A 21,531-nucleotide genomic window follows, 5' to 3' on the forward strand; every position below is an offset into this window, starting at 1 on the left:
CCTCCTGGATGATGACGGCCGACGACTTCCCCCTCACCGACCGCGACCTGCATGTCCTCCGTCGCACGTTCCGGGACCACACCGAGCTGGATCACTGGTTGCCCGGTGGCGAGCAGTACCGGCGGCGGGCGTACCAATGCTTTGTCCTGGACACGGCCCGCTTGGCCGAGGACGGTCCCGACGCACTCACCGCCATCGACCCGCCACCGCCCTACGTGCAGTCGAAGCAGGTCAACGCGGTGGCGGGCGATATCGAACGCACCTTCAAGCTGATCCCGCCGGACCATCCCGCGACCGAGCCGACCAAGCAGATCGCCACCGCCGTCGCCCGGCTGCTCGCCGCCAACGGCGTGCTGTCCGCGGCCACCACGCCGCACTGCCTCGTGGACGCCCACTACATGCGGCTCATCGCGCCGGGCCACCCCGCGCCGGAGGGCAAGCATCGCGACGGCCTCATCGCGGGCTCCGCGCACCTGATCCAGCGGACCAACGTCACCGGCGGCAGGTCCGCCCTCTACGATCGCTACGACCCGGAACGGGAGCTGTGCGGCTTCGTCCTGGCGAACCCACTCGACTCCTACGTGTTCGACGACGAGCGGGTACTGCATTACACGACGACAATCACGGTGACCGATCCCGACGCGGGCGCCGGGTTACGCGATGTCCTGCTGATCGGATTCAGAGAGCGTGAATAGTTCCACGACGACCTTCGTCGACCAGCTGCCCCGGCTGCTGCCCGACGACGAGCTGGTGCAGCTTGCTGCCGGGCTCACCGCGGTACCCTCCTTCACCGGACAGGAGACGCCGCTGGCCTTCCACGTCCGGAACACCCTCGCCGCAACGACATCCATGCCTACCACCAAGAGGTACAGCCGGGCCGACTGCAGACGATCGCGCGCCTCGGCCCGGAGCACGGCACCCCGGCGCTGCTGCTGAACGGCCACCTCGACATGGATCCGCTCGGCCGGGACTTCCCCGGCGAGCCGTTCGCCGTCCGCCGCGACGGCGACCGGTTGTACGGGGCGGGCCTGCACAACATGAAGAGCGGTCTCGCGGCAATCCTCGGCGCGGCGATAGCGTTGCGCCGCAGCGGCATCGGACTCGAGCGGCCGCTGCTATTGGAGTTCGTGGTCGGCGAGTTACAAGGCGGCGTCGGGACTCGCCACGCCTTACGCAGCGGCCTCACCGCGGACGCCGCCGTTGTCCCCGAACCGTATTCGGTGCGCAGGGTGATCACCCGCACCGCGGGAGTGCACAAGTTCGCCATCGTCGTGCGCGGCACCACCGCGCACACCAGCAGGCACCACGAGGGGGTCGACGCGGTAGCGATCCTGCGCCGGGTGCTCGACCTGCTCGACACCGCCGACCTCGGCCTGCACAACGACGAATTCCCGCCACTGCCGAGGCTTCAGGTGGCCAGTCTGATCGCGGGACGCGGCGAAGGTCATGACCTGTCGGGGGTGAGCTACTGCTCGGACAAGGCCACCGCACTCGTCGATCTGCGCTATCCGCCGCCATACGAGCCGCAGCATGTCAGCAAGGCCATCGACTCGCTGTTGGACCGGGCCCGGGACGCCTTCCCGGAAGCGCAGATCACCATGGAGCATCCGGTCGATCCGCAGTTCCGGGTCGGCGGCACCGATATGCCGCCGATGGACATGCCCGCCGACTGCGCGGTGGTTCGCGACATCGCCGAATTGCTGCCCCAGGTGTCGGACTTCCAGGTCGAGGAGACCGGGCTGGCACTGCCCTACTCCTACTGCGGCAACGACACCACCCACCTGAGCCGAGCAGGCATCGAATGCTGCCTGTTCGGGCCGCGTGGCGATACACCTGACACCGAACACCACGTCCTGATCAGCGAAATGCGCGCCTGCGCAGACACTCTCGCGCTACTGGCGGCCCGCCGCTGCGGGTGAATCACCGTCCGCGGGTGCGCAATTCGGCCCGTACGTGGGCCGACAGCTGCGAACCGATGCCGTTGTACAGCGCGAGCGCCTGCGCGAGTAGCGCCTCCCCCTGCGCTGGGGAGCCTGTTGCCGTCTCGACGCCCGCCAGGCTGCGCAGCCCGTCCGCCTGCCCCAGCGGATCGCAGATCCGATTCGCTACCGCCATCGACTCGATGTAGTACCGGCGCGCGTCGTCGAATCGACCGAACTGGCGGTCGATATGCCCGAGCCCGCGCAGCGCGTCGACCTGCCCGAGCGGATCGTTGATCTCGACCGCGATGTCGTAGGCCCGCTGGAACATGTCGCGCGCTTCGACGTAGTCCCCCGCTTTACGCGCGAGATTGCCGAGCCCCCACAGGGTCCAGCCTTCGCCGTACCGGTCGTGAATGCGGCGGGCGATCCCGAGTGCGTCATCGAAGTTGCGCCGCGCGGTGTCGTGATCGCCGACCAGCCGTTCGATGTGCCCGAGTCCGCGCAGGGCATCGCCCTCCAACTTCTGATGATTGAGGCCCCTGGCGATGTCCAGCGCCTCGGCGTACCGGCGCTCGGCACCCTCGGGATCACCCAGCCGCCGGATCACTTCCGCGAATCCCCACTGCGCGCTGGCGATCCGCACCGGATCGTCGATTGCCTCCGCGATGGCTAGGGCCTGCGCCGAACAGTTCCAGGCGGACCGGTATTCGGACGAGGCGCGTTCGACATGGGCAAGCCCGTCCAGGGCATCGCATTCGGTCGGCCGATCGTCGATATCCCTTGCGATACCGAGGGCTTCGCTGAAGTAGCGTCGTGCCGCGCTGTGATCTCCGGTGACTCGTGCCGTCTGGCCCAGCTCACACAGCACGGCCGCGTGACATTGCTGATCACGCAACCCGACGGCGATCTTGCGGGCCAGCCGGAAGCCGGTGCACGCCTGTTCGTGCTGTCCGATCAACCGATCGACCCGGCCTTTGCCGACCAGCACCCAGGCCTGCGCCCGCCGGTCGCCGATTTGGGTGGCGATATCCAATGCCCTTGCGTAGAGGCGCAATGCCACCGACCAATGGCCGGTACCCGACAGATGCGAGCCCAGTCTGGTGGCCAATTCCACTGCTGCCGGGGTGGGTTCGGCATCCCGCAAGCAGCCGACCAACATCTCGCGCTCTCTGGTCAACCAGGCCCGCGCCCGTGCCGCGTCCGCCGATGGATTCGAAAGATGTTCGCTGCCTGCGGGATCGAAGAGCTGGTGGGTGTTGGCGCGGCGGGCCACCGCCAGGCTGTCGTCGACGAGACGATCGATCACCGCCGCGTATTCCACCGGCGAGTCCTCCCGCTCGGCGTGCAGGCGCGCACACAATCGGGTCAGGTCGTGCATCCGATAGCGCGGACCGCCGGGACCGCCGGGTGAGGGATCGAGAAAGCCTGCTTCGAATAGCCTGCGCACCAACATTTTCCCGTCACGCAGCGGTACCGCGGCCATCGTCGCCATCGCCTCGGCGGTGATCTCCGGTCCGGGGAACCAGCCGAGCAGCCGGACGGCGCGCTGCTGCCCGGCATCCGGCAACCGCTGATACGACATCTCGAACGCGGCCCGCAGTGATTCGTCCTCGGCCGCGAACCGATCCAGCAGGTGTTCGGCCGCCGAGCCGTTCGTGCGGTCGGCGGGTGCGCGCTTGATCCGCTCCGTCAGCTGCGCGATATCGGCCGCGCTGTCGGCCAGCATGGCCTCGCCGTGATGCGCGATCTGACCGCCGATCAGCCGGATGGCCAATGGCAGCCGACCCGCGGTCTGCAGGATCTGGCGCACCGCACCCCGGTCGTAGCCGGACCGCAGATTGCCCAGCTTGACGAGCAGTTCCTCCGCTTCGTCCCACTCCATCACGTCCAGGCGCAGCGGTGACGCCTCGGCCAGGCCGGTGAGCTTGCTGCGGCTGGTGATCAGCACGAAGCAGCCGGGAGCTTGCGGCAGTAGGTGTTTCACCTGGGCGCTGTCGAGCGCGTTGTCGAATACGATCAGCATCCGGCGCTGCCGAGTCGCGGTGCGCCAGCGATCGGCCCGCCCGGCCAGGTCGGTGTCGATGGTCTCGCGGGGCACACCGATCTGCAGGAGCAGTTGCTCGAGCACATCAACCGGTTCGCGTGGCTCACGCCCAAGGGTGTAGCCGTGCAGGTCGATCCAGATGGTGCCGTCCGGGTAGTGCTTGCCGAAGACCGCGACCGCGTACCTGGCCAACGCGGTCTTGCCGATCCCGGTGAGCCCGACGATGACGTGCACGGCCACCGTCCCGCTGCGCAGGTGCGCGGTAACCCGCGCGCGCAGTTGCGCTTTCGGACCTTCCCGGCCGGTGAAGTGCGGCACCTCCGCGGGTAGATCCCGACCGGCCCGTACCGGCTGCCGGCCGATGGATCGCCTGGCCACCGCCTCGTGATATTCCATCCGCTCGCTGTGCGGCATGTACGCCAGATCCGCGACGTCGACCAGCTGGTCCCAGACCGTACCGTAAATGGCGGCAAGGTTTTTCAGCACTCGAATGGTCGGCCGGGCACCGCTCGGCCGATGGTGCTCGTCGTCCGGGTCCGCGCCTTCCCTGGCGAAGGGCCACGCCTCGTATTCGGAGATCCGGCTGGCCTTCATCGCCGCCCGCGCGCTGTCGGTCACCTCGTTGTAGCGCTCGGCGACCGCGGCCTGGGTCAGTCCGTTGGCGTAGCGCCAGGCCGCCCGCGGCCGGTAGCCGCGCTGCCGCAACTCCGCCGCCAGCGGCTCGAGCAGCTGTAACTCGGTTAATCCCAAGTCGGCCAGCCGATCACGCAGCCGCCGCCGTTGCTCGGCGGTCAGATTGCCACCGGGACGCCAGCGGTCGGTTCGGCCGGATCGATCCATCCCGCCACCCTCCCGCGCGCGATGTGTCCGGCGTTGGTGCGCGCCGGAGCCGGAGAATCGAGACGCTGATTGTGATTAATCCCTTGGTAGCAGTGCTGTTTTCCCAGGTCAAGTAAATGGGCGAACCCGATAAAACGTTGCGTCCGCTGGGATCGCGCCGCGCCCGGCAGAACTGACACCATGAAAGGTGTCACCTGAACAATGTGACAAGTCGCAGTGGATGAAAGGGGGTCCCACGATGGCGATCAAAGCCACCGACTGGCTGATCACGAGCGACGTTGCGCACGAGGCGGCGTTCCGGGTCGATCTTCCCGAGGAAGACCGGGGGAAATGGGTGCTGTCGTACTTGCCGACCAACCGGCGGCTGACCAAGAACCAGGCGCTGACCGGCATGGTGCTCGCCGAGATGATCCTGCTCGACCACCTGCACCCGGCCGGACTGAATCAGGAGATCGCCCAGCTGCACGCGATCGAACTGGGCCTCACGCTGCACGACATCATGAGCCTGCTGGCTTTGCGCGCACCTGAATCAGCCGAGCCGGACGCGTCCTGCGAATCGACCGACGAGCGATTGAGATCCGCCTGGGCGTTGATGCACGGCGCGTCCTGCTTCGCCGCGTAAGCCTGATCTTGTTGGCCGGGTGCGCTTTTCGAGCACAACGTGCTCCACCTATCCGGCCTTGGCAACCAATGCCGCCTGCGCCCGGGCCACCTGCGCCCCGACGGTCTCCTCGTCGACGGTGCGCAGCCGACCGTCACGAACGACCTCGCGCCCGTTCACGATCAGTGCCGCGAGGGGCGGCGCCGATCCGAGCACCAGCGCGGTCACCGGATCGTCGATGCCCGCGTGCGCCGGGGTGTCCAGCCGCCACAGCGCCAGGTCGGCCAGCTTGCCCGGTTCGATCGAGCCGATCTCGGCGGCGCGCCCGAGTACCCGCGCGCCGCCGATCGTGGCCAGCGCCAACGACGTTCGCACGGTCATCGCGCGTGGACCGCCCTTGTTCCGCGCGAAGAAGAGGGCATTGCGCGGTTCCTCGATCATCGAGCTGGACTCGTTGCTCGCCGCACCGTCCACCCCGAGGCCGACCGGCACACCGGCGCGCACCAGGTCCGCGGTGCGCGCGATACCCGCGCCGATCCGTGCATTCGAGGTGGGGCAATGTGCCACTCCGGTACCGGTTTTCGCCATCGTCTCGATCGCGGAGTCGTCCAGGTGGATCGCGTGCGCCCACCAGACGTCGGAGCCGACCCAGCCGAGCTGCTCCATGTACTGCGCGGGCGTGCAGCCGAATGTTTCTGCGCAATAGTCCTGTTCGTCGATGGTCTCGGCGACATGGGTATGCAGCCGCACCCCTGACTCGCGCGCCACCACGGCAGATTCCCGCAGCAGCTCCGGCGTCACCGAGAACGGCGAGCACGGCGCCAGGGCGATGCGCAGCATCGAGTCGAACGACGAATCATGGTGGCGGGCAATGGCTGCCGCACTATCGGTAAGGATCTCGTCCAGCGTCTGGATGACGTGGTCGGGTGGTAGTCCGCCCGAACTGGCACCCAGATCCATCGAGCCGCGGCACGGGTGGAAGCGCAAGCCCACCTCAGCCGCCGCGGCGATCTCGGCGCCGAGCAGGTCGCCGCCCTCGCGCGGGAACACGTAGTGATGGTCCGTCGTGGTGGTGCAGCCCGTCCGGGCCAGCGAGGCAAGGCCGCCGGTCGCCGCAATCCGCACCGCTTCTTCGTCGATGCCCGCCCAGATCGGATAGAGCGTGGTGAGCCACTCGAACAACGTGTTGTCCGCGGCGAGACCACGGGTGATCCACTGATAGAGGTGGTGGTGCGTGTTCACCAGGCCGGGAGTCAGCAGACAGCCACGACCGTCGATCCGCTGCACCGGGCCATCGGCGGTGGGTGTCTCGCCCGCGCCGACGGCTTCGATCCTGCTGCCGCGCAACACCACATAGCCGTTGCGGTATTCGGTACCGACAGCATCTACGGTCGCGACGGCACAACCCTCGATGATCGTCACTGCGTCCATGCGGGCCCTGCCTCCGGTGCGTCGGCCCGCTGCACGGTCGCGTGGATCAGGCCGTACGGGCGGTCGGCGGCGTTGTACACCTCGCCGTTGTTCTCGATGCCGAAGCGTGCCAGGTCATAGTCGAAGTGGTGCTTGTTCGGCGCGGCCAGCCGGATCTCGGCGAGCACCGGGTATGCCTCCAGCGCGGCCTTGCCCATCTCGAAAAGCGTCTGCTGCAACGCCTTCGAGTGCTGCGTCGCGAACGTCTCGACCAACCGCGCCCGGATGCCCGCGTACACCTCGTCCCAGGCGATGTCGGTGGTGCCCGCGAAACGCCATTCCACAACGAGCGAGGTGGCCAGCATCCGGTCGTGCGTCGGTGCGAGCACGGTGAATTCGTCGGTCAGGAAGTCGGCGAACTCCGAACCGGTCGACTTCAGAATGGTCAGGTCCTTCACCCCGCCGATCACCCAGGCCTGCCGGTCGGCGCCCTTGCCAGCTACGGTGACCGCCGCGGTGCGCACCTCGGGGCCTTGCCGGACCCAGGTGTGGTCGTGTTCGCGGCCGTCGACCGAAACCCGTTGCCAGGCATACTCGTCGATCTCGATCCGCGCGCTGGTCACCGGCTCGACATCGTCGACGAAATGACCGGCCAGCGCCAGCGCGTAGTCCTCGATCGTCTGTAGCCCAGGCTGTTTCGCGTAGACGTAGGCCGTCTGCTTCTGCGTATCGGTGGGTAGCACCTTGCGCTGATCACCGGCGACATAGGCGTCGGCGAAATCGCCACGCAGCACGGTGGACACGTTCACGTCGCGGATCTCGTGGCGCGCGGTCTGCCGCCAGATCCGGACGATCCGGTTCTCGGCCTTGCCGTATCGATGGTCGGACAGCACGATCGGCCCGGTCAGTTCCATGCTCGGTTCAGCTCCCTCGATAGGTGGAAAAGGCAAACGGCGACAACAACAACGGGACGTGATAGTGCCGCTCCTCGGTGACCGCGAAAGCCACGGAGACCTCGGGATAGAAGGTGTCGACCTGCTGTCCGGCGAAGTAGCCGCCGGTGTCGAACACCAGCCGATAGGTGCCCGCCGCGAGATCGCCGCCCAGCGCGCCGATCCGGCCGTCCGCATCGGTCGTCCCCGAATCCAGCTGCTCGGCACCGCGATACAGCGTCACCGCGACCTCCCGCGCGGGCGCGCCACGCACCGCGTCCAGCACGTGCGTGCTCAGCGAACTCATCGGGCCGCCGCCAGCAACGCGCGCAACCGGATTCGATTGATCTTCGCCAGTTCTGTTCGCATGACCCGCCTTTCGGTCTCGGCATCGTTGTCCAGTCGTGCTTCGAGGATCGCGAGCAGCTCGCTGCCCGATCTGCCGCTCGCGCAGACCAGGTAGATGTGGCCGAACCGCGCCTCGTAGGCCCGGTTCCCGTCCGCGAGCGCCGACCGTACCGCGTCCGCGGCCGTGGCGACCCCGGCTTGCTCACGGGCCGAGGCCGCCGTGTCCGGTCGCTCGCCGATCCGGGGATGCCCGGCGAGCGCCTGATCAATCTCGGCCTCGGACAGCCCGGCCAGCACGGTGTCGGCCGCCTCGAGCAGCGCGTCGACGGTCGGATACGGCCGCCCCGCGACGAGGGCCCGCGCCCATTCGGGCGAAGAGCAACACGCGAGCAATGCCTCGGTAGCCGCGCTGCCGGGCAGCGCGTCGAACCCGGCGAGGCCCGCCTCGTCGTCTGTCATCGGTACAGCATCGAATACGACCCGCCCGGCCGCCACCCGAAAGAGATGGATCACCCTCGGCGTGTCGCCGCAACGAAAGCGGCCCGGCAGGTCCACGAGCAGCATTCTTCCGGCACGCGCGCGCAGCGGTTCCGGACTACCGTCGTAACCATGGCTGTACCCGATCGCCCGGCCGTCCCGCCCGCCTGCGCGGGCATCGTGCTCGCCGCGGGTGCCGGAACACGCTACGGACGGCCCAAAGCCCTGGCCGAGGGCGGCGCCTGGCTGCGCGGCGCGGTGGCCGCGCTGCGCGACGGCGGGTGCGATCCGGTGATCGTGGTGCTCGGCGCCACCGGCCCCGATCCGGCCCTCCTCGACCTTCCCGCCGGCGTCCAACACGTATGGGCAGCGGACTGGGCCACCGGGCTCGGCGCGTCCGTCCGGGCCGGGCTGATCGCCGCCGCGCGCACCCCCGCGCGCTACGCCGCGATCATGCCGGTGGATACCCCCGACGTCGGCGCCGATGTGGTCGCCCGGGTCACCGCCGCCGCGTTCGCCGCGTCCAGCGGTCTCGCCCGAGCTGTGTTCCACAACACACCTGGGCACCCCGTTGTGCTCGCCCACAAGCACTGGACCTCGATATGTCAGGAGGCCGTAGGAGATTCGGGCGCGCGCAACTATTTGTCACGCAAGACAGATATGGTGTGCGTCACGTGCGACGATTTGGCGACGGGCGTCGATCGTGATTACCCGGCCTCGTCCGCACGCTGATCGGAGCGAGCTGATGCGGGACATCGTCGATGACCTACTGCGGGTTTGGCATTCCGGGCGTACCGGCGGGCTGGCCACGATCGTGCGCACCATGGGCTCCGCGTCCTTGCCGATCGGCTCGGCGATGCTGGTCGATCCGGACGGCGGCGTCTACGGCGCGGTCACCGACGGCGGACTCGAGGAGATCGCCTACGAGGCCGTCCTGCAGGCCGCGCGCACGGGCCGCCGTGCGATGCACCGCTACGGTGTGGCAACCGGTGTGGAGGGTGTCGCGGACCGCGACGGCACGATGGATGTGTTCACCGAACCGTTCTCGCGCAGGCACTTTCCCGAGTTTCCCCTCGTCGCCGCGGAGATAGCGGCGCACCGGCGGATCACCGTGTTCACCGTCGTGTGGAACTCCGACGCGGACCTGATCGGCCAGCACCTGGTCACCGACAAGAAGCACAGCACCGACCTGCTCGCGCTGCCGGATTCGGATGTGTTCGTCGCGTCGTTCGCCCCGCCGCCGCGGCTGATCATCTTCGGCGCCAACTCTTTTGCCGCGGCGCTGACCGTGCAGGCCAGGCTGCTCGGCTACCGCGTCACCATCTGCGACTCCCGGGAGAACTTCGCGAAACCGGAGAAGTTCCCCGGCGCCGAGGTGGTCGTCGACTGGCCGCACCGGTACCTGAACACGCTGTCCGCGGCGGGCGAAATCGACAGCAGCACCGGCATTGTCGTCGCCTCGCACGACCCGAAGTTCGAGATCCCGCTGCTCACCGTCGCGCTTCGACTACCCGAGCTCGGCTACCTCGGCGCCATGGGTGCGCGCACCGTGCACACCCAGCGCATGGAAGACCTACGGGCGGGCGGCTTCTCCGAAGCTACGCTCGCCCGCCTGCATTCGCCCGCCGGACTCGACCTGGGCGCGCGCACCGCCACCGAGATGGCCGTCGCGATCGCCGCCGAGCTGATTGCCGCCAAGACCGAACAGTCCGGGCGGCACTCGCTCCACAACAACACCCAGGCTCCGCTGAAAACCGTTGTCGGGCTGAGTAACTAAGCCTTCAGCCCCGGGTTCTCCGCATACACCTCACGCAGCACCGACAGGTCGAACAGCTCGTCGGCCTTGATATCGAGATCGGCGGCCCGCAACGCGGTGATGTTCTGCTCGATCAGTTTGTCGGTCATCGTCAGCAGCCCGTTGGCGGTCGCGTCCGCAGAGGTGACCAGATCGTTCTGCGCCTTCGCCTCCAACGTCTGCTCGGCCAGGTCGAGCTTCTGATCCTTGCCGTACACCTCGACCGCGAGCCGCGCGGATTCGGCCGGATTGGCCACCGCGTCCTTCCAGCCCTTGATCTCGGCGACCAGGAACGCCTTCAGCTTGTCGCGCTCCTTGTCGATGGTGGCCTGCTTGACGGTGAGCGTCTCGGCCACCAGCGGCAGGTTGTAGTCGGCGAACAGGAAGTGCGTGTTGGCGAATCCCTTGGCCGTCAAGGTGATCGGCTCGTTGGTCACGTAGCTGACCCAGCCGTCGACCTCGCCGTTGGCCAGCGGGGACGGATCGAACTGCGCGGGCACGATGGTGACCTCGTTGGGCTTGATGCCGTTGGCGGTGAGCAGGGCCTTGAAGATCAGCTGGTTGGTGTCCTGCACACCGATCTTCCTGCCCTTCATGTCCTCGGGCGTCTTGATCGGCTTGGCGGCCGAGCTGACGATCGCGAAGGGGTTCTTCTGGTAGGTAGTGCCGATGATCTTGCCGGGCAGGCCCTCCAGCACCGCCTTGGCGGTGGTCTGCGGGGCGGACAGGCCGAGCCAGATCTTGCCGGTGTCCAGCCCGGCCTCCACCGAGGTGCTCGCCGCGCCGCCGGCGATGAGGTTGACCGAGCCGAAACCGGCTTCCTTGAAGTAGCCCTTACTGTCGGCGAAGTACTCGCCGGCGAATTCGATGTTCTTCAGCCAGGACAGCTGCACCGCGACGGTGCCGTATTTGGAGCCGTCCGCGGTGGAACCGCCCGACGAGTCGGAGGCGTCGTCGCCGCAGGCGGCGAGCAGGCCAGCGCCGCCGAGTGCGGCGCCGGCCAGCGCGGAGTAGCGAAGGAGAGACCGTCGGTTCAGTGAAGGCCCGAACGAAGAGCGTTGCCCCGCGGCGTTCACGACGGGCCCGGAGGCGGCAGCCTGCGTAACCACGTAGGGCCCCGGGAACGCCGCGAAATCAAACTCTGTTGTCATGCGCCGAATCTAGGTCGGTTGCGTTTCATTTTCTTTACTTTGACGTTCCGAGCATTGATTTGCTCGAATTTCGCCCGGTTTTCCGAGCCTGGACACCGGGCTCAGGATCGCCCGGCATCGGCCCCGAAGCGGGCCAGCACCAGGTTCTCGATCACGCCGACGATCGCGTAGAGCAGGACCGACACGATCGTGACGATGACGATCGACGACCACAGCTGGTTGTACTGGAACGTCGGGATGGCCCGAATCAGGCTGGCGCCCAGCCCCGTTCCGCTGCCCAGCCATTCGCCGAGCAGCGCACCGATCAGCGCGCCGGGCACCGAGATCCGCGCCGCCGCGAACACCGAGGGCAGCGCGGCGGGCACCGCGACCATCCGCAATCCGGTCCATTTGGACCCGCCATACGCGGCGACCAGGTCCAGCGCCTCCCGTGGCGCGTTGCGCAACCCCGCCATGATCATCACCAGCGCCGGGAAGAACACCACGATCGCGGCCAGCACCGTGACGCCGCCGAGCCCGCGACCGAACACCAGCACGATGATCGGGGCCAGCACCACCAGCGGCACCGAGCGCAGCAGCATCGCCACCGGCAGGAAGGTCTGCTCCACCGCGGCGAACGACACGAACAGCGCGGCCACCACCAACGCGGCCACCATGCCGAGCACGAAGCCGATTGCCGCGTCCCGCAACGTGATCTGCAAATCGTCGATGATCACCGCGCGCGCGGCACTCGCGCCGCGCGAGGTCACCAGGTAGCGCCAGATGTCTTCCGGCGACTTGCCCACCCGGGGCCCAACCTGCGGAAACGCCTTCAAGAAGACGTACCAGATGAGCAGCATCAGCAGCAGCGAGGTGAACAACGGGAACAGGAACTTCCCGATCCGCAAGACAACCTTCATCGCCCCTCCTCCGCACCGCAGGCGAAGCCTTGCGCGCCAAGCTGTTTCGTCCGCGTGGTCATCGCGCCTCCTGGGTGGTCCACGGCGCGACGACGCGCGCGCCCAATGCGACCACCGCGTAGCCGAGACCGGCCAGCGCGGCGGCGGCCAGCGCCATGCCCCAGGTGCGCGGCACGTTGTAGGCCGTCTGCGCGGCGGTCAGCGCGACACCGATGCCGCTGTCGACGCCGCCGAGGTACTCGCCGATGATCGCGCCGAGCACCGCCGAGGGCGCCGCGATCTTCAACGCCGCGAACGTATTCGGCAAGGCCGAGATCAACTGCACCCGGTACAGCTGCTGCCAGCGCCCGCCGCCGTAGGCCCGTACCAGATCGAGACTTGTTCTATCGGCGGAGCGCAACCCGGTGACGGTGCCGACCATGGTGGTGAAGAAGCAGTACATCGCGGCCAGGAACACCGTCGGGGTGCGCCCGCCGAACACGACCAGGATGATCGGTCCGAGCGCGAGCAACGGCGTGCAGTAACTCAGAATCGCCAGCTGCGTGGCCAGCGATTCGATCTGCGGGATCAGCATGATGAGAATCGCCAGCGCGATGGCCATCCCGTTGCCCCACACGAATCCCTTCAGCGCGCCGAGCGCGGTGATCCGGAAGTTCGGCCCGTAGAGCCCCCACCCGTCGGTGTACATGGTGTGCAGCACCGTCCACGGGCTGGGCACGGTGCCGCCCGCGACACCGAGCGCGGCGAGCAGCCACCACACTGCGATCAGCCCGGCGACGCCGAGCAATCCGCCGATGCGCTTCATGCCTGGCCTCCCTGACCACGTCGAACGCAGATCGCGACCGATCGCATCGGCTGTCCGTAGGGACGCAACCGCTGCCAACCCGGCCTGGCCTGCCACTGACAGCGCGCCGGTCTCTGTTCCCCACTCATGCCTGCACCGCGCCCGTGCTCGACTTCCCGGCCGCGGTGCCGAGGGCGCCGCCAGTGCCCGACTTCCCGAACAGCAGCTCCGACAGGTAGTCGTGCAGCCTGTGGAATTCGGGGGTGCGCATCATCTCCGGGGTGCGCGGGCGCGGCAGATCGATCTCCACCAGCTCCAGCACCCGGCCCGGTCGCGGACTCATCACCGCGACCACATCGGAGAGGAACACCGCCTCGGCGATGCCGTGCGTGACCATCAGCGTGGTCGCGGGCTTCTCCGTCCAGATCCGCAGCAGCTCCAGATTGAGGCGCTGCCTGGTCATGTCGTCCAGCGCGCCGAACGGCTCGTCGAGCAGCAGCACGGTGGGCTTCACCACCAGCGCCCGAGCGATCGAGACGCGCTGGCGCATGCCGCCCGACAGCTGTGCGGGCTTGGCCTTCTCGAAGCCCTCCAGGCCGACCAGCTGGATCAGGTCCGCGATCAGCGCGGGGTCCGGCGTGAGACCGGCCACCTGCAACGGCAGCTTGATGTTCGACTCCACCGAGCGCCACGGCAGCAGCGCCGAGTCCTGGAACGCGATGCCGAGTTCGTGCCTGCGGACCAGCTCGGCGGGCGTCTGACCGTCGATGAGCGTCTTGCCCGCGCTCGGCGTTTCCAGTCCGGCGAGGATGCGCAGCACGGTCGACTTGCCGCAGCCGGACGGGCCGAGCAGCGACAGGAAGGTCCCCTGTTCGGTATGCAGATCAACGGAGTCCAGCGCCTCCACCGTCTTCCGACCGACCTTGAAGGTCTTGGTCAACCCGCTGATGTGAATTCCGGTCCCCCCAGTACTGCTTTCCACACTCATGCCTCCGCCTCGCTGACGCTCGGCTCCGGCATGACTGTGACCACAGCTGTGCCGATTGTTCGCTCGCTACGCTCCCTCATAAACGTCACCCTAGAAGGGGTCCATTGCACAGATATTGCGAATCGCGACCCCAGATTTCGCAATCGTTACGCGAACCCGCGTCCGCGCCGGTTTTTCGATCGTTGCGAGCGGATATCCCGCCGGTGGATGACATCGGTCCGTGCGCTGGTTGCACCACAGGTGAACCCGATCTACGCGCTGCTCGACGCCAAGCTGCACATCGCAGGCTCGGAGATCCTCTGGCGCGAGGTGATCGGCAACGGTTTCGGCCTCGCCTCCGCGCTCGGCGGCATGCGACGGCGGGTCTGGGCCTGGCCGATCGGCATCGCCGGGAACGCGCTGCTGTTCACCGTTTTCGTCGGCGGCGTCTTCAACACCCCGCAGCACCTGAACATGGCGGGCCAGGCCGGCCGCCAGCTCATGTTCATCGCGGTCAGCGTCTACGGGTGGTGGAGCCGGCACCGGCACGCCAACGAAACCGGCCTCGAACATCGTGGTGTCGAGCCACGCTGGGCCAGCAATCGCGAACGCCTCGTCCTGGTCGCCGCCATGTTCCTCGGCACCGCCGCCTTCGCCCAACTCTTCGACCTCATCGGCTCCTACGGCCCGTGGGCCGAGGCCTGGATCTTCACCGGCTCCGTCCTGGCCACCTATGGCATGGCCCGCGGCCTCGCCGAGTTCTGGCTCATCTGGATCGCCGTCGATATCGTCGGCACCCCACTCTTGGTGAAGGCCGGTTACTACCCGTCGGCGACCCTGTACTTCGTCTACGCGGGCTTCGTGGCCTGGGGTTTCGTGGTCTGGATGCGAAGCATTCGCCCGGCGATCACGCCCGATGCCATGCCGCTGGCTTCGACACCCTAGAAACTCCGCGAAGCAATATCGCGACCTCCGATGAATCGGCGCTCCGCCGCCGGTAGGTACTGGCGAACCTGTCGGAGGAGGGCTTTTCGCCATGAAAATGACTGTTGGACAGCGCTGGGTGCTGGCGGTGACGTCGGTGGCCGCGTTGATGACCGTGCTGGACGCGTTGGTGGTCACCACCGCGCTGCATGCCATTCAGCTGGATCTACACGCCTCGATCGCCGAGTTGGAGTGGACGATCAACGCGTACATGCTGAGTTTCGCGGTGCTGTTGATGGCGGGTGCGGCGCTTGGTGATCGGTATGGGCGCAGGCGGGTGCTCGCGATCGGCCTCGGGGTGTTCGGGGTGGCGTCGGCGGCGTGTGCGCTGGCGCCGGATCTCGAGTGGTTGATCGCCGCGCGGGCGGTGCAGGGGGTCGGCGCCGCGGCGATCATGCCGACGGCGACCGCACTGCTGTCGGCCGCGTTCCAGCCGGAACAGCGGAGCAAGGCGCTCGGATTGTTCGCTGCCGTCACAGGATTGGCGACCGCCGGTGGTCCGCTGGTCGGCGGGGCGGTGGTGCAGGGGTTGGCGTGGCAGTGGATCTTCTGGCTCAACATTCCGATCGCGGTCGTGCTGATTCCGTTGCTGCGCACCCGGATCGATGAAAGTTTCGGTCTCGCACGCAAGTTGGACTATCTCGGCATTCTGCTGGTGAGCATCGGCGCGCTCGGCCTGGTGTGGGGTCTGCTCAGGGGCAATGAAACCGGTTGGGCGAGTGCCGAAGTGGTGGCGGGCTTCGGGGCAGGCGCACTGGCACTCGTCGGGTTCGTTCGCTGGGAGCTGCGGACCGACGCCCCGCTGATTCCGATGCGCTTCTTCGCGTCGCGGGCCTTCGCGGCCGGAAATGCGGTGGGATTCCTGCTGTCCGCCTCCATTTCGAGCGGAGCGTTCTTCTTCGCCCAGTTCCTGCAGATCGTGCTGCACACCGATCCGCTCGGCGCCGGTCTGCGGCTGGCGCCGTGGACGGTGACGCTGTTCCTGGTCGCGCCGATCGTGGGACGGCAGGTCAACCGGTTCGGTGAGCGCCCGCTCGTCGTACTCGGGTTGTCGATGCAGGCGGCAGGCTATGGCTGGATCAGCCTGATCGCCGACACCGATCTGTCCTATCAGGCGATGATCGCGCCGTTCGTGCTGTCGGGCATCGGTATCTCGATAACGATTCCCGCCGCACAGAGCGCGGTGCTGCGGGCGGTGCCGATGACGGCGGTCGGCGCCGCATCGGGCACCTACAACACGATGCGCCAACTCGGTATCACGTTCGGAGTCGCGCTGCCCGCAGCGGTATTCGCGGCGGTGGGCGGATTGCAATCGGCGCGGGCGTTCAGCGATGGGTTCGCGGCGGCGATGGGGACGGCCGCCTTGCTCGCACTGGTGGGAGCGGTGATCGGCGCGCTCATTCCCGCGGGCACTCCGGTCACTGCCGGTGCGCCGAGTGCTCGACCTCGCGCGGCCGCGCTCGCCGAGCCGACGGACCTGTCCCGCTCGGAGACTGTCGCATGACCAGCACGGACGAAAGCCGGATCGGCGCGAGCTCAGTAGGTTATCCAGGCATGACGGTAAGCGCGGAATTCACGGCCAGGGCGATGGCGCATCGCCCGGAGCTGCTCGCGCACTGCTACCGCATGCTCGGCTCCATCCACGACGCCGAGGATCTGGTGCAGGAGACGATGTTGCGCGCATGGCGCGCGGCCGACCGGTTCGATCCCGAGCGCGCCGCGCTGCGCACCTGGCTGTACCGCATCGCGACCAACGCCTGCCTGACCGCGCTCGAGCAGCGCGGCAGGCGGGCACTGCCGGTCGACCTCGGCGGGCCCGCCGAGACGATGCAGACCCGCCCGGTTCGTCGTCCCGAACTGCCTTGGCTGGAACCGATTCCCGATGCGCTGCTCGGCAATTCGGCCGACGACCCGGCGACGGTGGTGGCCGCTCGCAGCGGCATCCGGCTGGCCTTCGTCGCCGCCTTGCAGTACCTGCCCGCCCGACAGCGCGCCGTGCTGATCCTGCGCGACGTCCTCGCCTGGTCCGCCGCCGAGGTCGCCGACCTGCTCGAAACCTCGCCCGCCGCCGTCAACAGCGCGCTGCAACGCGCCCGTACCCAGCTCGACAAGGCCGCGCCGATGATCGATCAGATGTCCGAATCCCTCAGTCCCGCCGAACGAGCGGTGATCGACCGCTATGTCTCGGCCTTCGGCAACAGCGACATGGACGGGCTCAGCAAGCTGCTGCTGGACGACGTCATCCTCGAAATGCCGCCTGCCCTGCTGTGGTTCGCGGGCCGCACGCAAGTCCTGGAGTTCTTCACCGGCAAGGCGAACCGGGGCAGCGACACCTGGCGGGCGATTCCCACCGCCGCCAACACCCAACCGGCCGTCGCGTACTACCTGCGCGACGAAAACGGTGTCCACCAAGCACATTCCATCCATGTGCTCGGCACCACCGGCGCGGCGATCGAACGCATCACCGTCTTCCTCGGCCCGGACTTGTTCCCGCTCTTCGGATTACCCCTGACCCACTGAACTCAGCGAGCGCGCAGCCCGTCGAGCATGATGTCGACGACCGGATCGACCGCCTCGCTGTGGGATTCGCCTGGGCGAGGCGAGATCTGGAGTGTCATCAACTTGGCCACGTCCGCCGGGCCGATGTCGTGGCGTATTCATGCCAGCGATCGCCGCGGTGTCCAGCCTGCGGTCGCGAAGCCGATTGTGCCTGTCCAGCAGGGCTAGTCGCGCTGCGCCGCCGCGTCGGCGAGGAGCTTGGCGAGGGACTCCCCCATGGTGGCCGAGCGTTCGAAGTGATAGCCACGATCGGCGGCATGGCCCGCGTAGAGGTGCCACACCGACGAAGCGAGCAGGCGCGCAATGGCTTCCTGATCGGGCCGCTCGGAATCGTCTGGGGTACCGATGTATTGGGTGACGATGCCCTCGACGAGGCCGACTATCCCGTACACGACCGGCCGGTACGGCAGCACCTCGATACCGAGCATCCCGGTCCAGGACGAAACCTGTTGCCACAGTGTCTCGGCGACCCGATGCCTGCCGATGGTCAAGCTGGTTTCCCCAGCCGCGTGCCCGTGTGCCCAACCGCTCTGGCCGTACCGGTACAGCTTCGGATGCTCTGCGGCCCAGTGCACCACGGTGCGCATCACGTCGAGGATGATCTCTTCGAGGGTCTTGGTCGGATCGAGCGTCAGGACGCGCTCGACCTCGCCCACGTACCGTTCGACGATGAACTCCCGGACGCGGGAGTCCAGGTCTTCCCGATTGTCGAATTGCCGGTAGACCACCGAGCGGGCCAGTCCGGCGCGCTCGGCGATCTGCTGGATCGAGACCTCGACGTTCGGATCGTTCTCCTCGATCAACGCGATGGCCGCCTCGAGGATCTGCGCCTGCCTGGTCGAGTTGTGTTCGTCCCAGCGTTGTCCGCCCGAGCGCCTGCGATGGCTGCGCATGTGGGCGGGCGGTTTCACGGATCCGACTATACGGCTGTGTCCGCGCGCTCCAGTTCCGGCAGGAACCGAGGCCGCATGGGCAGCGGGCCGTCCGGACCGCCGGTGAACGAGATCTGCCTGCGCACGCGCTGATCCGACACCGCGTCGAATTGCAGCTGCTGGGCGAAGGTGGCGACCACGAGCGCGGCCTCCATGTTCGCGAATCCCGAAGCGACACACATCCTTTTGCCCGCGCCGAACGGCATGGTGGCCCGCTTGTGTTCGCGCGCTACGTTTTCCGGCAGGTATCGGCTCGGGTCGAACTCGTCCGGCCGATCCCACACCCGCTGATTGTGGTGCGAGCCGTGGATCAGCGTGATCACCGTGGTGCCCGGCTTGATCAGGTAACCACCGATCGCGTCCGCTTCTTTCGCCGTTCTGGCCAGCCCGACCACCGGCGGCAACACCCGCATGGTCTCGGCGACCACGGCCTGCGTCCACGGCAGCTGATCGAGGTCGGCGGCGGTGGCCGGACGCGAGCCGAGCACCGAGGTCACCTCGTCGCGCAGTCGCTCGCGGGCCTCCGGGTGCTCGGAAAGCATCTGCCACACCCAGGTCAGCGCGGTCGCGGTGGTCTCCATGCCCGCGCCGATGAACGTCATCAGCTCGTCGTGGATCTCCTGGTCGGTGTACTTGTAGCCGGTTTCCGGATCGGACGCATCGATCAGCGCGGCGAGCAGGTTGTCCTTGCGGGTGATCCGGCCCGCGCGATGATCGGCGATCAATCCGTCGACCACGCCCTCGGCATGCCGCAGATCGCGCATGCTGCGCGGCTCGATCATCCAACCCGCCGCCCGCATCACCCGCATCGGCAACCGCGAATTCCCGGCATCGTCGCGATGCCGCCCGTGCTTGTGCAGCCAGGTCGCGACATGATGCAGCGGATGACTGAGGTTGGTCATGAAGCCACGGCCGAAGAACCGCAACAGCCGGAAGAGCACCACCTCCGACATCGGCCCGGTGATATCGGTGCCGAACATCGTCCGCGACGTGACATCCAAAGTGAGCCGGTTCATTTCGGCGTTCACATCGACGACACCGTCGCCCGCCGACAGCTCCCGGATCCGGGCCACGGCATCCCGCGCCGCCTCGACCATCACCGGCGCGAACCCATCCACGTTGCGCTTGGCGAAGATCGGCTGCACCAGCCGCCGATTACGCTGCCACAGTTCATCATTCAAGTCGGTCACCAGCCCGCGCCCGAAGGCCACCGCGAGCATGTCGTAGTCCGGACTCTTCGTGTAGTTGTTCTGATTGGTCACCAGCACATGCCGCGCCAACTCCGGGCTGCGCACGATGACGAACTTCGCGAACGGCACCCGGGCGACGAGCACGTCGTCCTGCCCGGGGAAGTTGGTCACGTAATCCAACACGGTGTGGTCGCGCACCCTCGGCAGGATCCCCAACGACAACTTCACCGACTCCCACCAGGTCACCGGCGTGTTGTGCCAGCGGATGAACGTCGGCGCCCAACGGGGCGGGTGCAACTTCGAATCAACGGCGGAATCAACGGAATCGACATCGGCCATAGCGGGCTCACCTTGCCTACACACTCATGTGGGACGTGCTGTCCCATTCAGACTAGTGAGACACCGTGACTCGGTCAATGGGTGATTGATCTAGTCGAAAACAGCACAGCCCGGCAGGCCATCCACGGCCTACCGGGCTGTTCTGACTGATCGAAACGGCTAGAGGCGCACAACCGAACTCACGTCGGGCGCACTCGTTCAGTTGGGCGTATCGCCCTCGTAGTCCATATCCGCCGCCTGATCTTCCGTGGTTGCCGCGGCATCCTCGGTCGAATCCGGCTGATCGACGTCGTCGCGGTCCACTTCGGTGTCATCGGAACGGTCCGTACCGGGTTCAGTGGTCATGGCCAGGTGCATGCCCCGCTTAACCACCTTCAAACCGGCGCGGGTAACTGCACGTTGGTCATCGGAATAGGGCGGACGCGCCTACACCACGTCGACGCGCACTCCTGTCGCGCGAATCGCCGCGACCGCCGACGGGTCCGCGTCGGTGTCGGTGACCAGCACGTGGACCTGTTCGATGCTGCAGATTCGGGCCAGGGCGGTGCGTTCCAGCTTGTCCGCGGTGGCGACGACCATGACGTGGCCGGAGCGGCGCACCATTTCGGTGGTGACGCCGGCCTCGTCGATGTGCCTGCACTGCGCGCCGCCCTCGGCGGAGATGGCGTTCACGCCGAGAATCAGCTCGTCCAGGCGAAGCTCGGCCAGCGCGCGTTCGGCGAGCGGGCCGTGCAACTCGTAGGACTCGCGGCGGGCGACGCCGCCGAGGACGACGGTGCGCATGTGCGGGCGCAGCACCATCTCGCCCGCGATGTTGAGCGCGTTGGTGACGATGGTCAGTTGTTCGTCGCCGGTCATGCCGAGATCGGTGCGCCCAGCCAGGGCCCGCGCCACCGCGGTGGTCGTGGTGCCACCGTTCATCGCGATCACCGCGCGCGGATCCACCAGTGACGCAGCGTGTTCCGCGATCCGCTGCTTGGCCTCGCCGCTGGTCTGCCGGTAGCGGGCGGGCAGGTCGTAGGCGACCGAGGTCGCCACGACGCCGCCGTGCGTTCTGGTCGCCAGCTGCTGTTCGGCGAGCGCGGTGAAGTCGCGGCGGACCGTCGCCGAGGACACGCCGAGCCGCTCGGCCGCCTCCTCCACGGAGAGCCGCCCGGATTCGGCGAGCAGTTCGAGCAGCCGGTTCCACCGCTGGGGGCGGTCGGTCGGTCCGGTCATCTCACACCGCCCCGGCGGCGTTCGCGACGGGCCCGGAGGAGGTAGCGAAGCGTCACCACGGAGGGACCCGCGAACGCCGCCAATCGAACACGCCGACCTGCTGTTTTTCTGGGCACGCGAACAATCTGATCACAGGCAC

22 protein-coding genes are annotated in these 21,531 nt (G+C 67.6%); 9 read left to right on the forward strand and 13 right to left on the reverse strand.

Annotation, left to right across the window (positions count from 1 at the left end; all coding sequences use genetic code 11):
- The first annotated feature begins 8 nt into the window (after positions 1 to 8).
- The 3 genes from ACQPW1_RS45685 to ACQPW1_RS45695 are packed head-to-tail and all read left to right on the forward strand — an operon-like array spanning position 9 to position 1,919.
- On the forward strand, positions 9 to 695 hold the full coding sequence (locus ACQPW1_RS45685) for a 2OG-Fe dioxygenase family protein (RefSeq protein WP_433659947.1): 687 nt from the start codon (positions 9 to 11) through the stop codon (positions 693 to 695).
- Positions 688 to 936: a hypothetical protein gene (locus ACQPW1_RS45690; RefSeq protein WP_433659948.1), complete on the forward strand. Its 249-nt coding sequence runs from the start codon at positions 688 to 690 to the stop codon at positions 934 to 936. Before ACQPW1_RS45685 ends, ACQPW1_RS45690 begins: the two co-directional genes overlap by 8 nt.
- 14 nt (positions 937 to 950) lie before the next feature.
- Positions 951 to 1,919: a M20/M25/M40 family metallo-hydrolase gene (locus ACQPW1_RS45695; protein ID WP_433659949.1), complete on the forward strand. Its 969-nt coding sequence runs from the start codon at positions 951 to 953 to the stop codon at positions 1,917 to 1,919.
- A gap of 1 nt (position 1,920) precedes the next feature.
- Here ACQPW1_RS45695 and ACQPW1_RS45700 read toward each other — a convergent pair whose 3' ends face one another.
- A complete protein-coding gene (locus tag ACQPW1_RS45700) occupies positions 1,921 to 4,806 on the reverse strand; it encodes a tetratricopeptide repeat protein (RefSeq protein WP_433659951.1) in 2,886 nt (961 codons plus the stop codon).
- A gap of 238 nt (positions 4,807 to 5,044) precedes the next feature.
- Between ACQPW1_RS45700 and ACQPW1_RS45705 the strand changes: the two genes are divergently transcribed.
- Complete coding sequence (locus ACQPW1_RS45705; protein WP_433659953.1) at positions 5,045 to 5,428, forward strand: hypothetical protein; 384 nt, start codon at positions 5,045 to 5,047, stop codon at positions 5,426 to 5,428.
- A gap of 48 nt (positions 5,429 to 5,476) precedes the next feature.
- On the opposite strand, the gene ACQPW1_RS45710 is transcribed toward ACQPW1_RS45705, so the two are convergent.
- From ACQPW1_RS45710 to uraD, 4 genes are read right to left on the reverse strand one after another with little or no spacing between them, the layout of a single operon-like run.
- Positions 5,477 to 6,838 carry an 8-oxoguanine deaminase gene (locus ACQPW1_RS45710; protein ID WP_433659955.1) on the reverse strand — a complete coding sequence of 454 codons (1,362 nt, stop codon included), beginning with the start codon at positions 6,836 to 6,838 and terminating at the stop codon, positions 5,477 to 5,479.
- Positions 6,826 to 7,731 (reverse strand): factor-independent urate hydroxylase, encoded by a 906-nt coding sequence (gene pucL / locus ACQPW1_RS45715; RefSeq protein WP_433659956.1) that lies wholly within the window; start codon positions 7,729 to 7,731, stop codon positions 6,826 to 6,828. Before pucL ends, ACQPW1_RS45710 begins: the two co-directional genes overlap by 13 nt.
- A gap of 7 nt (positions 7,732 to 7,738) precedes the next feature.
- Positions 7,739 to 8,056, reverse strand: a complete 318-nt coding sequence (gene uraH / locus ACQPW1_RS45720) for a hydroxyisourate hydrolase (protein WP_433659958.1) — start codon at positions 8,054 to 8,056, stop codon at positions 7,739 to 7,741.
- On the reverse strand, positions 8,053 to 8,556 hold the full coding sequence (gene uraD / locus ACQPW1_RS45725) for a 2-oxo-4-hydroxy-4-carboxy-5-ureidoimidazoline decarboxylase (protein WP_433659960.1): 504 nt from the start codon (positions 8,554 to 8,556) through the stop codon (positions 8,053 to 8,055). The genes uraH and uraD overlap by 4 nt, the downstream gene beginning before the upstream one ends.
- 150 nt (positions 8,557 to 8,706) lie before the next feature.
- Between uraD and ACQPW1_RS45730 the strand changes: the two genes are divergently transcribed.
- Positions 8,707 to 9,306 (forward strand): nucleotidyltransferase family protein, encoded by a 600-nt coding sequence (locus ACQPW1_RS45730; protein ID WP_433659962.1) that lies wholly within the window; start codon positions 8,707 to 8,709, stop codon positions 9,304 to 9,306.
- Between the two features lie 13 nt (positions 9,307 to 9,319).
- Positions 9,320 to 10,351, forward strand: coding sequence for an XdhC family protein (locus ACQPW1_RS45735; protein ID WP_433659963.1), 1,032 nt, complete (start codon positions 9,320 to 9,322; stop codon positions 10,349 to 10,351).
- On the opposite strand, the gene ACQPW1_RS45740 is transcribed toward ACQPW1_RS45735, so the two are convergent.
- The 4 genes from ACQPW1_RS45740 to ACQPW1_RS45755 form a co-directional block, all read right to left on the reverse strand.
- Positions 10,348 to 11,520 carry an ABC transporter substrate-binding protein gene (locus tag ACQPW1_RS45740; RefSeq protein ID WP_433659965.1) on the reverse strand — a complete coding sequence of 391 codons (1,173 nt, stop codon included), beginning with the start codon at positions 11,518 to 11,520 and terminating at the stop codon, positions 10,348 to 10,350. The two genes, ACQPW1_RS45735 and ACQPW1_RS45740, sit on opposite strands and share 4 nt — an antisense overlap.
- Before the next feature lie 101 nt (positions 11,521 to 11,621).
- The gene (locus ACQPW1_RS45745; protein WP_433659967.1) at positions 11,622 to 12,419 is read right to left on the reverse strand and encodes an ABC transporter permease; all 798 of its coding nucleotides are present in this window, start codon (positions 12,417 to 12,419) and stop codon (positions 11,622 to 11,624) included.
- A gap of 58 nt (positions 12,420 to 12,477) precedes the next feature.
- On the reverse strand, positions 12,478 to 13,224 hold the full coding sequence (locus ACQPW1_RS45750; RefSeq protein WP_433659969.1) for an ABC transporter permease: 747 nt from the start codon (positions 13,222 to 13,224) through the stop codon (positions 12,478 to 12,480).
- A 124-nt stretch (positions 13,225 to 13,348) separates the two neighbouring features.
- The gene (locus ACQPW1_RS45755) at positions 13,349 to 14,191 is read right to left on the reverse strand and encodes an ABC transporter ATP-binding protein (RefSeq protein WP_433659970.1); all 843 of its coding nucleotides are present in this window, start codon (positions 14,189 to 14,191) and stop codon (positions 13,349 to 13,351) included.
- A 207-nt stretch (positions 14,192 to 14,398) separates the two neighbouring features.
- On the opposite strand from ACQPW1_RS45755, the gene ACQPW1_RS45760 reads away from it, so the two are divergent.
- From ACQPW1_RS45760 to ACQPW1_RS45770, 3 genes are all read left to right on the forward strand, one after another.
- Positions 14,399 to 15,115, forward strand: coding sequence for a nicotinamide mononucleotide transporter family protein (locus ACQPW1_RS45760; protein ID WP_433659972.1), 717 nt, complete (start codon positions 14,399 to 14,401; stop codon positions 15,113 to 15,115).
- Between the two features lie 91 nt (positions 15,116 to 15,206).
- Complete coding sequence (locus ACQPW1_RS45765) at positions 15,207 to 16,658, forward strand: MFS transporter (RefSeq protein ID WP_433659974.1); 1,452 nt, start codon at positions 15,207 to 15,209, stop codon at positions 16,656 to 16,658.
- A 50-nt stretch (positions 16,659 to 16,708) separates the two neighbouring features.
- On the forward strand, positions 16,709 to 17,674 hold the full coding sequence (locus ACQPW1_RS45770) for a sigma-70 family RNA polymerase sigma factor (protein WP_433665534.1): 966 nt from the start codon (positions 16,709 to 16,711) through the stop codon (positions 17,672 to 17,674).
- A gap of 203 nt (positions 17,675 to 17,877) precedes the next feature.
- Here ACQPW1_RS45770 and ACQPW1_RS45775 read toward each other — a convergent pair whose 3' ends face one another.
- From ACQPW1_RS45775 to ACQPW1_RS45790, 4 genes are all read right to left on the reverse strand, one after another.
- Positions 17,878 to 18,624, reverse strand: a complete 747-nt coding sequence (locus ACQPW1_RS45775) for a TetR/AcrR family transcriptional regulator (RefSeq protein ID WP_433659976.1) — start codon at positions 18,622 to 18,624, stop codon at positions 17,878 to 17,880.
- 8 nt (positions 18,625 to 18,632) lie between these two features.
- Positions 18,633 to 20,174, reverse strand: coding sequence for a cytochrome P450 (locus tag ACQPW1_RS45780; protein ID WP_433659978.1), 1,542 nt, complete (start codon positions 20,172 to 20,174; stop codon positions 18,633 to 18,635).
- Between the two features lie 198 nt (positions 20,175 to 20,372).
- The gene (locus tag ACQPW1_RS45785) at positions 20,373 to 20,519 is read right to left on the reverse strand and encodes a hypothetical protein (protein ID WP_379284390.1); all 147 of its coding nucleotides are present in this window, start codon (positions 20,517 to 20,519) and stop codon (positions 20,373 to 20,375) included.
- A gap of 81 nt (positions 20,520 to 20,600) precedes the next feature.
- The gene (locus tag ACQPW1_RS45790) at positions 20,601 to 21,392 is read right to left on the reverse strand and encodes a DeoR/GlpR family DNA-binding transcription regulator (RefSeq protein ID WP_433659980.1); all 792 of its coding nucleotides are present in this window, start codon (positions 21,390 to 21,392) and stop codon (positions 20,601 to 20,603) included.
- Positions 21,393 to 21,531: the final 139 nt, after the last annotated feature.

This window comes from Nocardia sp. CA-128927 (assembly GCF_050955855.1).
Taxonomy (GTDB): Bacteria; Actinomycetota; Actinomycetes; order Mycobacteriales; family Mycobacteriaceae; genus Nocardia.

Coding starts and splice junctions, on each gene's coding strand:
- ACQPW1_RS45685 (WP_433659947.1), top strand. CDS start 9: ATGATGACGGCCGACGACTTCCCCCTCACCGACCGCGACCTGCATGTC.
- ACQPW1_RS45695 (WP_433659949.1), top strand. CDS start 951: ATGGATCCGCTCGGCCGGGACTTCCCCGGCGAGCCGTTCGCCGTCCGC.
- ACQPW1_RS45700 (WP_433659951.1), bottom strand. CDS start 4,806: ATGGATCGATCCGGCCGAACCGACCGCTGGCGTCCCGGTGGCAATCTG.
- ACQPW1_RS45705 (WP_433659953.1), top strand. CDS start 5,045: ATGGCGATCAAAGCCACCGACTGGCTGATCACGAGCGACGTTGCGCAC.
- ACQPW1_RS45710 (WP_433659955.1), bottom strand. CDS start 6,838: ATGGACGCAGTGACGATCATCGAGGGTTGTGCCGTCGCGACCGTAGAT.
- pucL (WP_433659956.1), bottom strand. CDS start 7,731: ATGGAACTGACCGGGCCGATCGTGCTGTCCGACCATCGATACGGCAAG.
- uraH (WP_433659958.1), bottom strand. CDS start 8,056: ATGAGTTCGCTGAGCACGCACGTGCTGGACGCGGTGCGTGGCGCGCCC.
- uraD (WP_433659960.1), bottom strand. CDS start 8,556: ATGACAGACGACGAGGCGGGCCTCGCCGGGTTCGACGCGCTGCCCGGC.
- ACQPW1_RS45730 (WP_433659962.1), top strand. CDS start 8,707: ATGGCTGTACCCGATCGCCCGGCCGTCCCGCCCGCCTGCGCGGGCATC.
- ACQPW1_RS45735 (WP_433659963.1), top strand. CDS start 9,320: ATGCGGGACATCGTCGATGACCTACTGCGGGTTTGGCATTCCGGGCGT.
- ACQPW1_RS45740 (WP_433659965.1), bottom strand. CDS start 11,520: ATGACAACAGAGTTTGATTTCGCGGCGTTCCCGGGGCCCTACGTGGTT.
- ACQPW1_RS45745 (WP_433659967.1), bottom strand. CDS start 12,419: ATGAAGGTTGTCTTGCGGATCGGGAAGTTCCTGTTCCCGTTGTTCACC.
- ACQPW1_RS45750 (WP_433659969.1), bottom strand. CDS start 13,224: ATGAAGCGCATCGGCGGATTGCTCGGCGTCGCCGGGCTGATCGCAGTG.
- ACQPW1_RS45755 (WP_433659970.1), bottom strand. CDS start 14,191: ATGAGTGTGGAAAGCAGTACTGGGGGGACCGGAATTCACATCAGCGGG.
- ACQPW1_RS45760 (WP_433659972.1), top strand. CDS start 14,399: ATGACATCGGTCCGTGCGCTGGTTGCACCACAGGTGAACCCGATCTAC.
- ACQPW1_RS45765 (WP_433659974.1), top strand. CDS start 15,207: ATGAAAATGACTGTTGGACAGCGCTGGGTGCTGGCGGTGACGTCGGTG.
- ACQPW1_RS45770 (WP_433665534.1), top strand. CDS start 16,709: ATGACGGTAAGCGCGGAATTCACGGCCAGGGCGATGGCGCATCGCCCG.
- ACQPW1_RS45780 (WP_433659978.1), bottom strand. CDS start 20,174: ATGGCCGATGTCGATTCCGTTGATTCCGCCGTTGATTCGAAGTTGCAC.
- ACQPW1_RS45785 (WP_379284390.1), bottom strand. CDS start 20,519: ATGACCACTGAACCCGGTACGGACCGTTCCGATGACACCGAAGTGGAC.
- ACQPW1_RS45790 (WP_433659980.1), bottom strand. CDS start 21,392: ATGACCGGACCGACCGACCGCCCCCAGCGGTGGAACCGGCTGCTCGAA.